Source organism: Neolewinella aquimaris, from assembly GCF_014197245.1.
In the GTDB taxonomy this organism is placed as follows: domain Bacteria; phylum Bacteroidota; class Bacteroidia; order Chitinophagales; family Saprospiraceae; genus Neolewinella; species Neolewinella aquimaris.
Genome location: NZ_JACIFF010000004.1, coordinates 200,621 through 216,520 on the forward strand (window position 1 = coordinate 200,621; position 15,900 = coordinate 216,520).

Sequence of the window (15,900 nt, forward strand, 5' to 3'; positions counted from 1 at the left end):
GATCGGCTCAAGCCGACGCTACTGTAGCGACGGCCTTCAGCCGTCACGCTGCCCGTACTTGTGTTAGTAAACAGCTGGTCGGCTGAAGGCCGACGCTACTTAGCGATCGACCGAACTGCCCAGTCGGGTATCCAGCGCGGTACGGCGATCGCCACGCACGATATTCAACTTAACCATTTCGCCGGGCTGATATTTCTCGAGCTCGAGGTACAGGTCAGAGTTGCTTCTGACGGGGTTGCCGTTGATGCCAACCAGCACGTCGCCCAGAATGACGCTGCCCCGGGCATCCCTGCTTAATCCCCTTAGGCCTGCTCCTGCGGCCCCGCCCCCTTCGTCTACGGTTACCACAATTAACCCTTCAATGCGGCTGTACTGCCGCAAGTCAGCACCCAGAACCGGGCGGCGCACCTCCCCGTAGCGGATCACGTCGTTGACCACGTAGCGGACCACGTCGACCGGAATGGAGAAGCCGATGCCCGCGGAGGCACCCGATGGACTGTAGATCGAAGTATTGACCCCAATAAGCTGCCCGCCGCTGTCGAGCAGCGGACCGCCGGAGTTGCCGGGATTGATGGCCGCATCCGTCTGAATGGCCCCCTTGATCGGTACGCCGGCCTGACTGCGGATCTCGCGATCCAATGCCGAAACGATACCGGTGGTGAGGGTCTGGTCGAGGCCGAAGGGGTTGCCGATGGCGTAAACCGCCTGCCCGACGCGGATATTCTGGCTGCTGCCTACCTCGATGGGTTGCAACTCGGCGGCGGTGGCGTCGATCTTAAGCACGGCGAGGTCCTTTTCCTTCTCAAATCCAACGACCCGGGCGTTGTAGGTCTTGCCGTTGCTTAGGGTGACGGCGATGGAGCTGGTATTGGCACCATTGATCACGTGAAAGTTGGTGATCACGTGCCCCTGCCGGTCCCACACGAAGCCGGATCCCGAACCGCTCTCCACCTCCCCGTAGCTCCAGAATGACCTCCGCATGGCTTTGGTGGTAATGAAGCAAACCGACGGCGAAGCCCGCTCGAACAGTCGGATGGTCCGCTCCTCCTCGGGAGTATAGATGGTGACAAGATCGTCGTTAGCCGACGCCGTTGCACTGGCCGCCCGGTTGGGAGCCGGCGACCGGGAAACTACGTCGATCATCTTCGGCGGGGCTTCCGTAGCGGGAAAGAAATAGCGCCCCGCGGCGAAGGCGGCTAGTACGATGAGGAAGGACAGCAGAAAGTTTTTCACGGCAAAGAAGTTTACGGGAAAAACACAACGTATCCGACCGGCAATTGGGTGTTACTCAATCCCTAAAAATCCACCCCGAAGCTCAGCATGAAGTTGCGGCCGGCCTGGGGGTACATTCCCTGAAGGGTGGTCGGGGCCCCGTCGAAGCGGTAGCGGTAACTCCAGCCATTGGAACTGTAGAGCTGGTCGGTGAGGTTGCGTAGCAGGAAGGTGAGGCGGTAACGATCGTCGAGTGTGTAAGACAGCCGTAGATCGGTGTAGTAGTAGCCGTCGAGTTTACTTTCCTCGGCGCCACTGTTGTCGACGTAGCGATCGCCGACGTACTTGGTCTGCAGGGATGCGCCAAATCCGTGACGGCGTACCGTGCGATCGTAGGCGAGTTCGAGTGCGCCGGTGAGGTCCGGACTGAAGCTGAGCGGGGCACCGTCGCGGGTTACTTCGAACTGGCCGAGGTATTCGAAATTGCCGTCGTAGTCGTCGAGGATCTCGGTGTATTCCCCGATGCGATTGCGGCTGAGGGTCAGGTTACCGCCGAGGGTGAGGTAGTCGGTCAGTTTTACTCCACCCTGCAGTTCGACGCCGAGGCGGTAGCTCTCGGGGACGTTGGTGCGCACGTAGTCACCGACGTCGTTGAGGCGGCCGGTAAGGACGAGCTGGTCGCGGTACAGCATGTGGTAAAAATTGATGCCGTAGTTGGTGCGCTCGTTGGTGCGCGAAAAGCCGACTTCCGTGTTGTATAATTTTTCCGGCGTGGGCCGGGTATCGACGGGGTTGTCCGTGAAGTCGTTGCGGTTGGGTTCCCGCTGGGCGACACCAAAGCTGGCGTAGGCCCGGGTGCCGCGGGTGGGCTGGTAGACCAGGCCTGCCTTTGGGTTGAAGAAGGTGTGACTGGCCTCCTGGTCGAGCAGTTCGGCGTTGCGGTCTAGTCCAAGGAATTCATAGTTGACGTGCCGCAATTGCGCATCGGCGTAGAGGCTTACCCGATCGGTTACGGCATAGTTGGCACGCAGGTAGTTACTGAAATCGCGCTTGGTGGCGTCGTTCTCGTAGTAACGATCGCGGATTTCGGAATCGCCCGCACTGCGCGCCCAGATGACCTCGCCGTAGTGGTCACCAAGGTATTCGTTAGCCGCACCGCCGAAGGTCACGTCCCACTTGTTCTGGCGGAAGCGCAGGCTATAGACCGTGCCGTAAAAGTGATTGTCGAGCCAGCGGCGGCGGATGAGGTCGCTCGCGTCGACGGCGGCGGTGATGCCGTAGTCGGACAGGGATTCATCGGCCTTGTACTGCTCGAAGTAGCCGAGTCCGCGGGTGTAGTGGCCGCTGACGGAAAGATCGAGCTGGCTCGTAAGGGCCTGGTTGTAGTGCAGCTGGTAGTGGTTCTGGCGGTAATTATCAACTTCGTTGTCGTAGGGTTCGCCCTCCCTTTCGGTACCCACGGAGTTGTAGGTGCGGCCGAACGCGTCGATCTCCTCCTGGGTTACGCCGTTCCAGCTCTGGTAGGTAACCTCGTGGCCGCCGAAGGCGACGAAGCTGAAGATGGCGTCCTTCACCGTTTTGGATACGGCGGCGTAGTATCCGTCCAGATCGGCCGTGGCGCGGTCGACGTAGCCGTCGGAGTGGATTTTGGAGTAGCGCGCTTCTACCCCGAAGCCACCGTCGGTCTTACCGCGGTAACTGACTACGCCGCGGCGCGTGCCGAAACTTCCTACGCCGCCGTCGAGGCTCAGGCCGGGTTTGCCATTTCCGCGACCGGTAGTGAAGTTGATCGTAGCGCCGAAGGCGCCGGCCCCGTTGGTGCTGGTGCCCACGCCGCGCTGAATCTGGATCAAGTCGGCCGAGCTACTGAAGTCGGGCAGGTTAACCCAGTACACGCCCTGGCTTTCGGAATCGTTGTAGGGGATGCCGTTGATGGTGATGTTGGTGCGGGTGGGATCGCTGCCCCGAATCCAGATGCCGGTGTAGCCTACGCCGGTGCCGGCATCGGAATTGACGACTACGGAGGGCGTCCACTTGAGTAAGTAGGGCGCGTCCTGGCCGACGTTGCGTAGGGTAATGTCCTTTTTCGTCAGGTCGACATAAGTGACTGGCGTTTCCTGGCGGGCGGAGGTTGCCGTGACCATGACGGGCAGTTCGATCTCGTAGATCGCATCGACCGTATCGACTACCTGGGCGGAAAGAGTGTGGAGAACGAGCACCAGCAGGGTGCTCAGCGATAGACGCTTCATGCGAAATGTTTTTCCCTTCCCGGCATTACCCGGGCAGGTTCCTTGAATGATTCAAAGGGTTTGATCTCAGCCGTCCCGGATTGGGACAGCACCCCGTTGTCGGCGCAAAGGTAAAATTATTTTCGTTTGCTGCCTGGGTAGTGTGGCTTCCGGTACGTGATTTTGTGAACCGCAGATCACGCTGATTAGTCGCAGATTTTATCGCAGATGCACGGTTCGTGGCGTCCCGCCGCGGCATCGGTTCGTGGCGTCCCGCCGCGGTCATCATCGAAGTGGAGTGGCAAAATCTTGATGATACGGCGGAGTGAGGTAAGATATGTGCTTACCAGCCCCGGCAAGATGCCGGGAACCACTATCCCCCGGCAAGATGCCGGGAACCACTATCACCCCGGCAAGATGCCGGGAACCACCATCCCCCGGCAAGATGCCGGGAACCGATTAGGCAAGATGCCGCGAGCCGCTACCCCCAAATCCTATTTCCCTCTGAACGATTACATTTGTTTTCCCATAAATCTTCGTATGCGCACCCTAGTTTCCCTGCTTTTTCCGCTTTTGCTCTGCACCTGCGGCCCCGCCGACGCTCCCCCCCCGCCCGCGCAGGTTCCGGCCCTGTCCGAACTTCCCCTGATTCCGCTACCGGCCGAGATACGGGACGGCGAAGACGTCAGCTACTATAAAACGTACAAGGGCGAGATCACACCCAGCAGTAATACCGACATCGCCACCGCCCAGCAGTACCTGAGCGACCGGATGCCCAAACTCGTGCTGCCCCTCCAGTACAGCACCCGCGGTGGAATGGAAAACGGGGGCTACCGCATCGATTTTGAGGACGGCGAAATCCAAATCCTGGCCAGCGACCGCGAGGGCATGCTCAACGCCGTCAAAACCCTGGAACAGGTGCTGCATTTTTCGGGCGCGGACGCAGGAGCCGTGTACATCTCCGAAGGAAGCATAGAGGACCAACCCCGTTTTGCCTACCGCGGATACATGCTCGACGTGGCCCGTCATTTCTTTAACGTGGAAGAGGTAAAGGCGGTCATCGACCGCATTGCCGCCTACAAGATCAACCACCTGCACCTGCACCTGAGCGACGATCAGGGCTGGCGCATCGAGATCAAATCCTGGCCGAAGCTCGCGGAGATTGGTGGGAAATCGGAAGTCGGCGGTACGCCGGGCGGCTACTACACCCAGGAGGACTACACCGACATCGTCGAATACGCCGACAGCCGGGGCATCACCATCGTGCCCGAGATCGACATGCCCGGACACACCAACGCCGCCCTCTCGGCCTACCCCATCCTGAACGCTGACGGAAAGGCCACCGAACCCTATACGGGAACGGAAGTGGGCTTCAGCACCTTCGATACCGACCAGGACTCGGTGTACATCATGATCGACGATGTCGTCCGTGAGATTGGTGCGCTCACCCCTGGTCCCTATTTCCACCTCGGCGGAGATGAGAGCGACGCCACCGACCACGAGGATTACGTGAGGTTCGTCAACGAAGTACAGCAGATCATCACGCAAAACGGCAAGACGCCGATGGGCTGGGACGAGGTAGCCACTTCCTCGCTTGCCGAAAATACGGTCGTGCAACTGTGGGCCCACCCCGAGTATGCCGTAAAGGCCAAGGAGGCCGGCAACCCTGTGCTGATGAGCCCCGCCACCCGCACTTACCTCGACATGCAGTACGACAGCAGCAGCCGCATCGGCCTGCACTGGGCCGCCTACATCGAAGTCGACTCGGCCTACCTCTGGGACCCCGCTGCCCTGGCACCGGGATTAACGGACAGCGACATCATGGGCGTGGAGGCTCCCCTCTGGGGGGAAACCATCCGCACGCTGGAAGACATCGACTACCTCACCTTCCCCCGCCTGCTCGCCCTGGCCGAGGTAGGATGGACGCCCCAGGACCGAAGGGAATGGGAGGATTTCAAGCGCCGACTCACCGCCCACCAGGAGTGGCTTAAAACACAGGGAATCGGAACCTACGCCACCCGGGTGCTGAAGGAGTAGGCTGCTTTCCCGCTCGTTCGTATTTTGCAGCAGGGCGATTGAAGTCGCCGCTACTACTATGAAACGACGCACCTTCCTACAGACCACCCCGGCCCTCTTTGCCCTTCCATTTTCACCGCTCCCGCGCGCCGCCGACCCCCGAACAGTAGCCCTGATCGGCTGTGGGTGGTACGGTAAGAGCGACCTGATGCGCCTGCTGCAGGTGGCCGAAGTGGAGGTGGTGGGCCTCTGTGATGTAGACGAACACATGCTCGATGAAGCCGAGCGACTGGTCAAGGAACGGCAGCCGGGAGCGCGACCCAAGCGATACGGTAATTATGAGACTATGCTGCGCGAGCAGCGCCCCGAAATCGTGCTCATCGGCACCCCCGACCACTGGCACGCCCTGCCCGCCATCGCGGCCCTGGAAGCCGGGGCCCATGTGTACTTACAAAAGCCCGTCGGCGTGGACATCCGCGAATGTGAGGCAGTGATGGATGCGGCCCGCAAGCACGGTCGGGTCGTACAAATCGGATTGCAACGGCGCAGCACCCCCCACCTCGTGCAGGCAAAACAGGACATTGTCGATGCGGGCATGCTGGGAAAGATCGGCCACGTAGAGGTCTGCTGCTACTACCATATGCGCGACACGGCGGTGCGGGAGGTGGAGGAAGTGCCGGACTTTTTCGATTACGACCGCTGGACCGGCCCCGCTCCCCTACTCCCCTACAGGGGGCTGCCCCACCGGCGGTGGCGCTCCTTCCAGGAATACGGCAATGGCATTGTGGGGGACATGTGCGTCCATATGCTCGACATGACCCGCTGGATGCTCGGACTCGGCTGGCCGCAGGAAGTGTACAGCACCGGCGGAATTTACGTGCAGACCCAGGCGGATGCGACGACCACTGACACCCAGCACGTGGTATTTGCCTACGAGGGGCTCGACTGCGTATGGCAACACCGCAGCTGGGGTGAGGCGGCGGACCCCGACTTCCCCTGGGCCATGACCCTCTACGGCGACCGGGGCACCCTCAAGGCCGACCCCCACAAATACGAGTTTACGCCCCTGCGGGGTGAGCCGGTCCGGGTGGAGGCCGTCTACGAGCGGGAGGAATTTCCGGAGGACGTGACGGAAAAAAACATCGAACTGCACACCGCTCCGGCCACCCGGGCGCACCTGACCGACTTCCTAAACGCCATCGATCACGGCGGCCGGCCGGTGGCGGATGTGGAGGAGGGAGTGATTTCTACCGCTTCCTGCATACTGGGGAATCTGGCCTTGGTGGCGGGCCGGCCGTTGCGTTACGATCCGGTCACCAGAAAGATCACCGAGGGGTACGAAGATTTGCTGATGCGGACGTACCGGGCGCCGTACGTACATCCCTAGGGTGGGTATATCTTCGCGCCCATGTCGCAATCGGTCTCCAATACGCTTAAGTTCCTGGTCTTCGTAGGTCTCGGCTTCGGCATCCTCTATCTCGTGTACCGCAATCAGCAGGCGGCCTACGCGGCGGACTGTGCGCTGCGGGGCATAGCGGGCGACGAGTGCAGCCTGCTCGACAAGGTCCTGCGCGACTTCCGGGGGGCCAACTTCTGGTGGCTGGGCATGACCCTGATCGCTTTCTGCATCAGCAACGTAAGTCGGGCCCTGCGGTGGAACATGCTCCTGCGCACCCTGGGCAAAACCCCGCGCTTCATCAACGCCTTCCTCACCATCAACCTGGGCTACCTGGCTAATTTGGGGTTTCCCCGTTTCGGCGAGATCGTGCGGCCGGCGGCCATGGCGCGCTACGAAAACATTAAACTGGAACGGGTGGTCGGTACGGTCGTAGTGGATCGCATGGTCGACGTGGTCAGCCTGCTCGCCCTCACCGGACTTACTCTGCTCATCGCCGGCGACCGGATCTGGGCGTGGGTCGACGAGAACGCCTCCATCAGCGACCGGCTGGCCGGTCTGGAGTGGCTACTGACCAGTGCCGTGATCCTGGCCGTAGGTGGCCTCGCGCTGGCCTGGTTTCAACGTCGGCGCATTCTGGCAACGCGCCTGGGGGCAAAGGTGGTGACCATTATACAAGGTTTTGGGGAGGGGATCCGGACCATTGCCACCGTTCAGCATCCGGGGCTGTTCGTGCTGTACAGCCTCAACATTTGGTTCATGTACTTCCTGATGACCTACTTCGTATTCCTGTCGTTTGCACCGACGGCGGGGCTGGGGCCGGAAGCGGCGCTGACGACCTTTGTTTCGGGTGGCTGGGGCATCGTAGTCCCGAGCCCGGGGGGGATGGGCAGCTACCACTACATGGCGCAGAGTGCGCTGGGATTGTACGGCCTACCGGGGGAAGATGGCTTTAGCTGGGCCAATATTTCCTTTTTTTCCATCAATATTGGTTGTAACGTGTTAATTGGGTTGTTGGCGCTGTTGTTGCTGCCGCGTATCAACCGTTCGTATACCCCCTCATAAAACCAGACAGCTTGTTCCGTTCCTGGCGCATCGGCCGCATCTTCGGCGTTCCTACGGAACTGCACTGGTCCTTTTTACTGGTCCCGGTAGCCATTCTTGTCTATTCGTACGAAGCAGGAGTTGGTTTGCGGTGGACGCAGGTGCAATGGTGGTCGGGGATTACGCTTTTGCTGTTTCTCTTTGTCCTGATCCACGAACTCGGGCATGCCCTGACCGCGAAAAGCCGTGGCGTAGTAGCGGAGAAGATCATTCTATTCCCGCTCGGAGGCGGAGCACTGATCCCGGAAGAGCCGAAGCGGATCCGCGATGAGATACTGATCTACTTTGCGGGGCCCCTGGCCAACATTTTGCTGGCACTGATTGCCCTTCCCTTGCTACTGTTGCAGCCGGGCGGGAAGTACCTCATCCAATTCTACCTCAACCCCTTCGGCAACCTAATTGTGGTGCCCTCCCCCGCCGAACAGCTGCTGGGCATTACCCTGGCCGTGAATGCTGTACTGGCCATCGGGAACCTGCTGCCGGCTTATCCACTCGATGGGGGTAGAATTCTGCGGGCCCTGCTAAAGCGACCGGTTGGGGAACGAGCCGCAACCGTAATTACAACCCTGCTCGGTATCGCAATCGGTGGGGGCCTGATCGCTCTTTCGTTTCAACTCGAGGATCCCCTGTTGGGACTGAGCTCCCTGTTCATCGTATCTTTTTCGGCCATCGAGCTTAACCGCGGGTGGCAGCGGCGACGGCTTGCCCGGGCGGTGATGAAAGAAGTGCTACGCAGCCCGCTTACCGATCGAATTTACGCGAACGACCGCGTGGCACGGGCCCGTGCGGTTTTCGCCAAAACCGACGCCAAGGTCCTGCCCGTCTACGACAACTGGAACCAACTCAGCGGATTCGTGGAGCGCGAGGTTTTGCTACGGGAGGCGGACCGGGAGCAGCGGGTGGTATCGTTCTACGAACCGGAGTACATCGCCGCGCAGCCTACGGACAGCCTGCTACAGCTTACCGAGCGCATCGTGGAAGCGAACGTGTACGGGGCGGCGATTTACGACCGGGGGGTGATCGTCGGTTTCGTATTTACGGAAGATGTGATCCAGTTGCTGGACCAGTCGCCGAGGCGCTTCTATAAGCGGTTTACATCCCCAGCTTAGCCTTCACCAGTTCCATGAGATCGTCGCTGTCCTGGGCAAAGAGGACGGTATTGAAGAGGGAAGTGTCGAATACCAACTGGTACCCATTTTCCTGCGCAACGGCATCGATGGCATCGCGCGCTTGCTGAATCAGGGGACCGAGCAACTCCTGCCGCTTCTTTTCCAGGTCGCTGGCCATTTGCTGTTCGTACAGTCCGATCTTTTCCCGTTCTCCATCCAATTCAGCCCGAAATTTATTCACCTCGATGGGGGGAAGGTCATCAACCTGGGCCTCTAACTCCCTAACACGCCCCCGGTAATCTTCCACCATCTTTTCCCCTACAGCCACCAATTGCTGATTGTAGGTCTTCAATTCCGCTTCTGCAGCCTTCGTGCCGGGCATCTGGGATAGGAGGTTAGCAAAGTTGAGGTGTCCGTACTTCTGCGCGGTGAGGGAGGTAAGGGAAGTCAGGGAGATCAGCAGAAAGAGAATGAGGCGGGGCATGGGCGTGAACTTGCGTTGGTAGACTGCAAAGATAGCCGGTGGACGGGCGTACACGGTTTAAGGTAGCGTTAAAGGTGATCCAGTTCGGAAAGCCTATTACATACATTTTGTTTTAAGTTATTTGAACAACCAACATTCTACCGTACCTTGTGGCTTCAAGCAAGCAAGATGAAAGTTAACCTTCCCATACCGCGCGGCTGGCGTTTGTTTATCGAGGACCTTTACCGGCGACTTCACCGTCAGGTTACTAGTCCGTGGACCAAAGTGTCGGTCCTGATCCTCCTGGCAATTGTAGTCACCCGTAAGGAGCTGAGCTTCACGGTAAGCCTCAATGGGGGTGGCCTCTTCGGAGTGAACTCGGCCTCGGTCTTTTCCGATGGCGGCAACGCCCGCGACGGAAGTGCCAAGTTGGTCAGCTTCCGGCCCGAGAAGCGAAACTGGACCGCCAGGGAACTCAAGCAACTGGAATACATCAACCAATACCAGCGCATCGCGGTGGCGCAGATGGACGCCCACGGCATCCCCGCCAGTATCACCCTGGCCCAGGGCCTTCTGGAAAGCGGTACCGGTCAGAGTACCCTGGCCACCCGCAGCAACAACCACTTCGGTCTGAAGTGCTTCAGCAAGACGTGCAGCAAGGGCCACTGCAGCAACCACAGCGACGATCACCACAAGGACTTCTTCCGCAATTTCGCTACGCCGGAAGAGAGCTACCTCGCCCACAGTCAACTGCTGCGCAAGGATCGCTACCGGAAGCTGTTCACCCTCGACCGCAAAGACTACCGGGGCTGGGCCCGGGGACTGAGCAAGGCCGGCTACGCCACCGACCCCAACTACGCCGACAAACTGATCCGCATGATCGAATCCCTCGAACTGCACCGCCTCGATGCCTGAGGGCGGCATCCCAAAAATCCAAAGGTTTGACGTTTTGAGTGTATACCTCGCCCGTCCCCTCCCGGGGTCGGGCTTTTTTCTTACATCCCGAGCCAGGCGGCCAGTTTCCGCCGGGTTTCCTGCTCCTCAACGGGGGTGACCGGACCGTGATCGATCGGTAGAAAGGCGGCCTTGTCGATGGACTGAATGGCATTGACCACCGCGTACATCCGGGAAAGGATACGGGCGGATCCTCCGTTCGACTTCGCTTCGATGGGAATGCGGTGTGGATCGTTGTTTGACCGCGAATTACCCTTTATCACAGGTGCGAAAGTGACCGTAGTGACGCCGTGGCGGTGCTCATCGACGGTCGTAGAGAGGGCGAGCACAAATTGAAAAGACAGCGGGACGTCCTTTCTCAATTCATAGATCCGGTATCGTTCAAAGGTCAATTTGGTATGCGGTATTTGCCGCATAGAACGCCCGGAAATCGGTGCAAAGTTGCCGGGCCTCCTCCTGATTTAACCGAAAGTTTTCCTCTTCGGTTTCGCTGTACCGGGGTGCGGCCGTGCCACTTTCAGTAGCTGGCAGGCAATCCTTCCGGACGGTGGACAAAATTTGCTTGGGCTGCCCTTCGGCGTGGCCGAGCGGACGGGGAGTGGAATTATTCAATTTGCAACCTTTAATTCGATTCAATTAACATGAGAGCTCCCCAAGGTAGGGGTTTATTTCCAACTGGTGAATCAATGACCTAAACGCCCGGGCGAAGCAGTTGATGTAAGGGTAGCGTCATTTTCCGATACAGAAATTCGAGAAGATGTTCCCCAGTAGGTCGTCGGTAGTGATCTCGCCGGTGATCTCCCCCAGGTCGCGGAGGCTCTGCCGGATGTCCATGGCGATAAAATCCTGCGAGAGGCCGGTCCGGAGGCCCTGGTCTACGCGCTCGAGTGCCTGATCGGCCCGCTGCAGGGCATCGTAGTGACGGGCGTTACTGAGAATAACCTCCTGGGCGTCAATGCCGCCACGCCCCTCGGTCACGACATCGAGTAGCGTCGACTGGAGGTAGCCCAGATTACTCTTGTCGCGAGCGATCATGGGGATGAACCGTTCGCGGGGCACCGTCCAACGGCCTTCGTACGCCTCACCGAAGTAGTGGGTGTATTTGGTGTAAGGATTGAGATCCATCTTATTGGCGACGACTACCAGTTCGAGGTCGTCGCGGTACAGGCGATCCAAGTCGGCAGTGAGGGTGGCGGGGTCGGTTTCCACTACGTCGAACACATAGACCAGCAAATGACTGGAGGCCACCCGTTGCAGGGTTCGTGCTACGCCCATTGCTTCGATGGTGTCGGTCGCGTCGCGGATGCCGGCCGTGTCGATGAGGCGGAAGCCGATTCCGCCGACGTTGATGCTTTCCTCGATGGTGTCGCGGGTGGTGCCGGGGATGTCGGATACGATTGCGCGGTCCTCGTTGAGTAGGGCATTGAGGAGGGTGGATTTCCCCGCGTTCGGTCGCCCGGCAATTACGGTGGCTACGCCCTCCTTGATCGCGTTTCCGAGGCGGAAGGAGGTAGTGAGCGCGTCGATACGGCGGCGGATCTTATGCACCAGTTCCGTGAGTTGACCCCGGTCGGCAAATTCTACGTCTTCCTCTCCGAAGTCGAGTTCGAGTTCGATCAGGCTGGCGAAGTCGATCAGTTGTTGGCGCAGTTCGGTGATCTCGTTGCCTACCCCACCGCGGAGCTGTTGCAGGGCGATGCGGTGGGCGGCGGCGGAGCGGGAGGCGATGAGGTCGGCGACTGCTTCCGCCTGGCTCAGGTCGAGTTTTCCGTTTAGGAAGGCCCGCTGGCTGAATTCGCCGGGTTGGGCGGGCCTTGCTCCTGCGTCCCCGCCCAATTGCAGAATGCGCTGTAGGATATAGGGGCTGCCGTGACAGCTTACCTCCACCGCATCTTCTCCGGTGTAGGAAGCCGGTGCCCGGTATACGGTGATCAGCACCTCGTCGATGTCGTTCCCCTCCTTGTCGCGAAGTACCCCAAAGTGCGCAAGGCGGGCGGGAGCATCCCGGAGGTCGCGGCCCGAGAAATAGGGTGCGAACAGATCGGCGCTTCCGGACCCGCTGAGGCGAACGATCCCGATGGCTCCCTCCCCGGGGGGCGTGGCGGTGGCGATGATGATGTCTGAATTCATAGGGGCTAGCTTGCGCGGGGCAGGGTGATGCGGAAGGTGGTCCCCTTACCCACTTCGGTGTGAGCCACTACGATCCGTCCCCGGTGGTACTCCTCGATGATTCGTTTGACCAGACTTAGTCCGAGTCCCCACCCCCGCTTCTTGGTGGTGAATCCCGGATCGAATACCTTCCTGGCGTTGCGGGCGGAAATCCCCTTGCCGGTATCGGTGATTTCGATGATGACCTTACCGTCCTTTTCGGATACCGTGCTGCTGATCTGCCCCTTCCCGTCCATGGCATCCAGGGCGTTGCGGACGAGATTTTCGATTACCCAGTCGAAGAGGAGTGGGTTGATCGCTACGGGGATGTGGCCCGTGTCGGGGGCGGGGAAGTCGAAGGTGACGCGGCGCGGGGCACGTTTCTGCATGTACGCACGGCATTTGTCTAGTTCGGTATAGATGTTTACCGGGTCGAGTTCCGGGGTGGCGCCGATCTTACTGAAGCGGTTGGCGACCATTTCGAGGCGTTCGACGTCCTTGTGCAGCTCGTCGGATACTTCCATGATCTCCCGGTTGTCGGCGTACATCAGGTTGAGGTGTTCGATCCACCCCATGATCGCACTGATTGGGGTACCGAGCTGGTGGGCGGTTTCCTTGGCCATACCGACCCAGACCCGGTTCTGTTCCGCCCTGCGCGCCTGGTTGATGCCAAATATCCCGATCACGACAAAGGCACCGATCAGCGCCAGCTGGATGTAGGGGAATAAGCGCAGTTTGGTAATCAGCGTACTGGTGCCGAAGTACATCAGTCCGCCGTAGGGCATTTCCACCGGGGGCTTGCCGTGGGCCTTGAGGTAGTCGAGTTGTTCCAGTATGTAGGCCGTATCGGCTTCCCGCCCTCCCCAGTTCAGGGCTTCCTGATACCCGCCACTCTGGAGCGCCCAGATGGCCGGTATGGTCGTGTTGTTGCCGATGATCTCCTGCTGGGTGGAGACATCCTCCGCTACATCGCTGCCGTCAAAGTTGATGATGTCCCGCATCGACGCCTCGTAGAACCGCACGTAGTTCTCTTCGATCACCGAAAGCTGGTTCGCCAGTCGGTTCGTGTACCACACCGAAGCCACCACGATGACCAAGCCGATCAGGGCGAGATACAGTGGCCAGCGGGAGGTGGTGAAGGTCATGGATTAGGAAAATAGACGCGGCGCTAAGATAAAGGGCTTACGCCCCGCTCACCCCGCCTCCACGTTCAACCCCAGATCCTTCAGTGCCCGGCGGCTCGCCTGTTGCTCGGCGCTCTTCTTGTTGTAGTCTTCCCCTACGGCCATGCGGCGTCCGTTGATCATTACGGCGACGCGGAAACGGTCCCGTTTATCCTGCTTGAAGCGCTTAAGGATTTCATAATCGACGCGCTGACCGTTTTTCTGGCAGTGTTCCAGGAGCTGGCTCTTGTAGTTGTCGTCGTAGGTTTCCAGGGTTTCGATGTCGACGTAGTTGCGGAGCATTCGCTGGACGACAAAGTGGGTGGTACCGATGTAGCCACGTTCGACGTACACCGCCCCGACGAGCGCCTCCACCGCGTTACCGAGCATGGACCGGGCGATGCGGGTATTGTTGTAGGTGCTGAGCAGTTCGTCCATGCCCATGTCGTAGCCGATGGCATTGAGCGACTTTCGCTTGACGATCTTGGATCGCATTTTGGTGAGGAATCCCTCGTCGGCGGTGGGATACTTCTTGTAGAGGTACTCCGCGACAATGGTACCGAGCACCGCATCACCGAGAAATTCGAGGCGTTCGTTGTTCTGACCGCCGTAGGGTTGCTTGCGGGTGTTGTCGTTGCTGCTTTTGTGGGAGAAGGCGAGCTTGAAGACGTTTAGATAGGCGGGGGTAAAGCCCAGCAGCCGGCGCAATCGCCGTACGAAATCTTTCTCCGGAGAAAAGTAGCGATTGTAAATCCGTCTTACTGCTTTGATCACGGTCGGGAGCTCTATGCTTTAAAGCGCCTAAAGATAGTGGCGGAATTGTGCCCACCAAATCCAAACGTATTGCTGAGTGCAACGTCCACCGGGCGTTCTACGGCCTCGTTGAAGGTAAGCTTCAACCGGGGATCGATGTCGGGGTCATCGGTGAAATGATTGATCGTCGGGGGCACGAAATTGTGCTGAATCGCCAGTACGCAGGCGACGGCTTCAATGGCTGCCGCGGCACCCAGCAGGTGGCCGGTCATCGACTTCGTAGAGCTGATGTTCAGCTGGTAAGCATCTTCCCCGAAGGCCAGTTGAATGGCTTTGAGCTCTGCCGTGTCACCAAGTGGGGTGGAAGTCCCGTGGGTATTGATGTAATCCACCTCCGCCGGCGTGACCCCGGCGTACTCCATGGCGTTCAACATGGCCATTTTGGCTCCCGCTCCGTCGGGATGGGGGGCGGAAATATGGTAGGCATCCGAGCTGGCGGCGTAGCCGGCCACCTCGGCGATGATGGTCGCTCCGCGGGCCTGGGCGTGTTCGAGGCTTTCGAGCACGAAGGCGCCGGCGCCTTCACCAAGCACGAACCCATCACGGTCCGCGTCGTAGGGACGTGAGGCGGTTGCCGGATCGTCGTTGCGCGTACTGAGGGCCTTCATGGAGTTGAACCCCCCGATGGCAACTTTGGTGATGACCCCTTCCGAACCACCGGTGATCATCACGTCGGCGCGGCCGAGGCGGATGTCGTCGGCGGCGGCGGCCATGGCGTGGCCGGCCGAGGCACAGGCGCTTACGGTGGCGTAGCTCGGGCCCCGGAGGTTGTAGCGCATGCTGACGTGGCCGGCCCCCATGTTGGCGATCATGCGGGGGATCATAAAGGGATTATAGCGCGGGGTACCGTTGCCCGCGTCGAATATTTCGATTTGCTCTTCCAGGGAGCGAAGTCCGCCGATGCCGCTGGCCCAGATGCAGCCGGCGCGGTCGGGGTTTACGGCGGAGGGTAGCACGTTGCCTTCTTCATCGACCAGTCCGGCCATGCGCATGGCTTCGTCGGTGGAGTAGAGAGCCATGAGTGTATAGCGATCCTGCCGGCGGGCTTCCCGCTTATCGACCCGGGTGGTGGGGTCCCAGTCCTTCACTTCACAGGCGAACTGCGTTTTGAACTGCTCGGCGTCGAATTGGGTGATGGGTCCGGCGCCGCTGCGGCCGTTGCGGAGGCCCTCGAGGTACTCGGGTACGGAATTTCCGATGGCGGTCAGCGCGCCGATGCCGGTGATTACTACTCTGTTCATCTGTGTCGTGCTCGGTTATAAAAAAAACCGCCGCTCGCTACCTTTGGGGGGTA

General features: G+C 59.8%; 13 protein-coding genes. 5 read left to right on the top strand and 8 right to left on the bottom strand.

All coding sequences use genetic code 11. The features are described from left to right. Window positions 1–99 precede the first annotated feature (99 nt). Window positions 100–1,233 (bottom strand): S1C family serine protease, encoded by a 1,134-nt coding sequence (locus tag GGR28_RS09455; protein WP_319936715.1) that lies wholly within the window; start codon window positions 1,231–1,233, stop codon window positions 100–102. A 62-nt stretch (window positions 1,234–1,295) separates the two neighbouring features. Beyond that, window positions 1,296–3,461, bottom strand: a complete 2,166-nt coding sequence (locus GGR28_RS09460; RefSeq protein ID WP_183495541.1) for a TonB-dependent receptor — start codon at window positions 3,459–3,461, stop codon at window positions 1,296–1,298. 519 nt (window positions 3,462–3,980) lie between these two features. Between GGR28_RS09460 and GGR28_RS09465 the strand changes: the two genes are divergently transcribed. From GGR28_RS09465 to GGR28_RS09480, 4 genes are read left to right on the top strand one after another with little or no spacing between them, the layout of a single operon-like run. Next, a complete protein-coding gene (locus GGR28_RS09465) occupies window positions 3,981–5,477 on the top strand; it encodes a family 20 glycosylhydrolase (protein WP_183495542.1) in 1,497 nt (498 codons plus the stop codon). 58 nt (window positions 5,478–5,535) lie between these two features. Further along, window positions 5,536–6,843, top strand: coding sequence for a Gfo/Idh/MocA family protein (locus tag GGR28_RS09470; RefSeq protein ID WP_183495543.1), 1,308 nt, complete (start codon window positions 5,536–5,538; stop codon window positions 6,841–6,843). 21 nt (window positions 6,844–6,864) lie between these two features. Beyond that, complete coding sequence (locus tag GGR28_RS09475) at window positions 6,865–7,917, top strand: lysylphosphatidylglycerol synthase transmembrane domain-containing protein (RefSeq protein ID WP_183495544.1); 1,053 nt, start codon at window positions 6,865–6,867, stop codon at window positions 7,915–7,917. An 11-nt stretch (window positions 7,918–7,928) separates the two neighbouring features. Then, window positions 7,929–9,065 (top strand): M50 family metallopeptidase, encoded by a 1,137-nt coding sequence (locus GGR28_RS09480; protein WP_183495545.1) that lies wholly within the window; start codon window positions 7,929–7,931, stop codon window positions 9,063–9,065. Here the strand turns inward: GGR28_RS09480 and GGR28_RS09485 are convergent. Continuing rightward, the gene (locus tag GGR28_RS09485) at window positions 9,049–9,549 is read right to left on the bottom strand and encodes an OmpH family outer membrane protein (RefSeq protein ID WP_183495546.1); all 501 of its coding nucleotides are present in this window, start codon (window positions 9,547–9,549) and stop codon (window positions 9,049–9,051) included. The genes GGR28_RS09480 and GGR28_RS09485 overlap by 17 nt on opposite strands. Before the next feature lie 168 nt (window positions 9,550–9,717). Between GGR28_RS09485 and GGR28_RS09490 the strand changes: the two genes are divergently transcribed. Next, window positions 9,718–10,443, top strand: a complete 726-nt coding sequence (locus GGR28_RS09490) for a glycoside hydrolase family 73 protein (protein WP_183495547.1) — start codon at window positions 9,718–9,720, stop codon at window positions 10,441–10,443. Between the two features lie 80 nt (window positions 10,444–10,523). On the opposite strand, the gene GGR28_RS09495 is transcribed toward GGR28_RS09490, so the two are convergent. The 5 genes from GGR28_RS09495 to fabF all read right to left on the bottom strand — a co-directional run bounded on the left by GGR28_RS09495 (window position 10,524) and on the right by fabF (window position 15,847). Next, on the bottom strand, window positions 10,524–10,811 hold the full coding sequence (locus tag GGR28_RS09495; protein ID WP_183495548.1) for a hypothetical protein: 288 nt from the start codon (window positions 10,809–10,811) through the stop codon (window positions 10,524–10,526). 400 nt (window positions 10,812–11,211) lie between these two features. After that, complete coding sequence (mnmE, locus tag GGR28_RS09500; protein WP_183495549.1) at window positions 11,212–12,612, bottom strand: tRNA uridine-5-carboxymethylaminomethyl(34) synthesis GTPase MnmE; 1,401 nt, start codon at window positions 12,610–12,612, stop codon at window positions 11,212–11,214. 5 nt (window positions 12,613–12,617) lie between these two features. Beyond that, entirely contained in the window at window positions 12,618–13,775 is a 1,158-nt protein-coding gene (locus GGR28_RS09505) for a sensor histidine kinase (RefSeq protein ID WP_183495550.1), read from the bottom strand. A 48-nt stretch (window positions 13,776–13,823) separates the two neighbouring features. Beyond that, window positions 13,824–14,567 carry a ribonuclease III gene (rnc, locus tag GGR28_RS09510; RefSeq protein ID WP_319936716.1) on the bottom strand — a complete coding sequence of 248 codons (744 nt, stop codon included), beginning with the start codon at window positions 14,565–14,567 and terminating at the stop codon, window positions 13,824–13,826. An 11-nt stretch (window positions 14,568–14,578) separates the two neighbouring features. Next, window positions 14,579–15,847, bottom strand: coding sequence for a beta-ketoacyl-ACP synthase II (gene fabF, locus GGR28_RS09515; RefSeq protein ID WP_183495551.1), 1,269 nt, complete (start codon window positions 15,845–15,847; stop codon window positions 14,579–14,581). Window positions 15,848–15,900: the final 53 nt, after the last annotated feature.

What these genes read in the sequence shown, in the direction of transcription:
- GGR28_RS09465 (WP_183495542.1), top strand. Translation starts at nt 3,981, where the DNA reads ATGCGCACCCTAGTTTCCCTGCTTTTTCCGCTTTTGCTCTGCACCTGC.
- GGR28_RS09470 (WP_183495543.1), top strand. Translation starts at nt 5,536, where the DNA reads ATGAAACGACGCACCTTCCTACAGACCACCCCGGCCCTCTTTGCCCTT.
- GGR28_RS09505 (WP_183495550.1), bottom strand. Translation starts at nt 13,775, where the DNA reads ATGACCTTCACCACCTCCCGCTGGCCACTGTATCTCGCCCTGATCGGC.
- GGR28_RS09475 (WP_183495544.1), top strand. Translation starts at nt 6,865, where the DNA reads ATGTCGCAATCGGTCTCCAATACGCTTAAGTTCCTGGTCTTCGTAGGT.
- GGR28_RS09485 (WP_183495546.1), bottom strand. Translation starts at nt 9,549, where the DNA reads ATGCCCCGCCTCATTCTCTTTCTGCTGATCTCCCTGACTTCCCTTACC.
- GGR28_RS09490 (WP_183495547.1), top strand. Translation starts at nt 9,718, where the DNA reads ATGAAAGTTAACCTTCCCATACCGCGCGGCTGGCGTTTGTTTATCGAG.
- fabF (WP_183495551.1), bottom strand. Translation starts at nt 15,847, where the DNA reads ATGAACAGAGTAGTAATCACCGGCATCGGCGCGCTGACCGCCATCGGA.
- GGR28_RS09460 (WP_183495541.1), bottom strand. Translation starts at nt 3,461, where the DNA reads ATGAAGCGTCTATCGCTGAGCACCCTGCTGGTGCTCGTTCTCCACACT.
- mnmE (WP_183495549.1), bottom strand. Translation starts at nt 12,612, where the DNA reads ATGAATTCAGACATCATCATCGCCACCGCCACGCCCCCCGGGGAGGGA.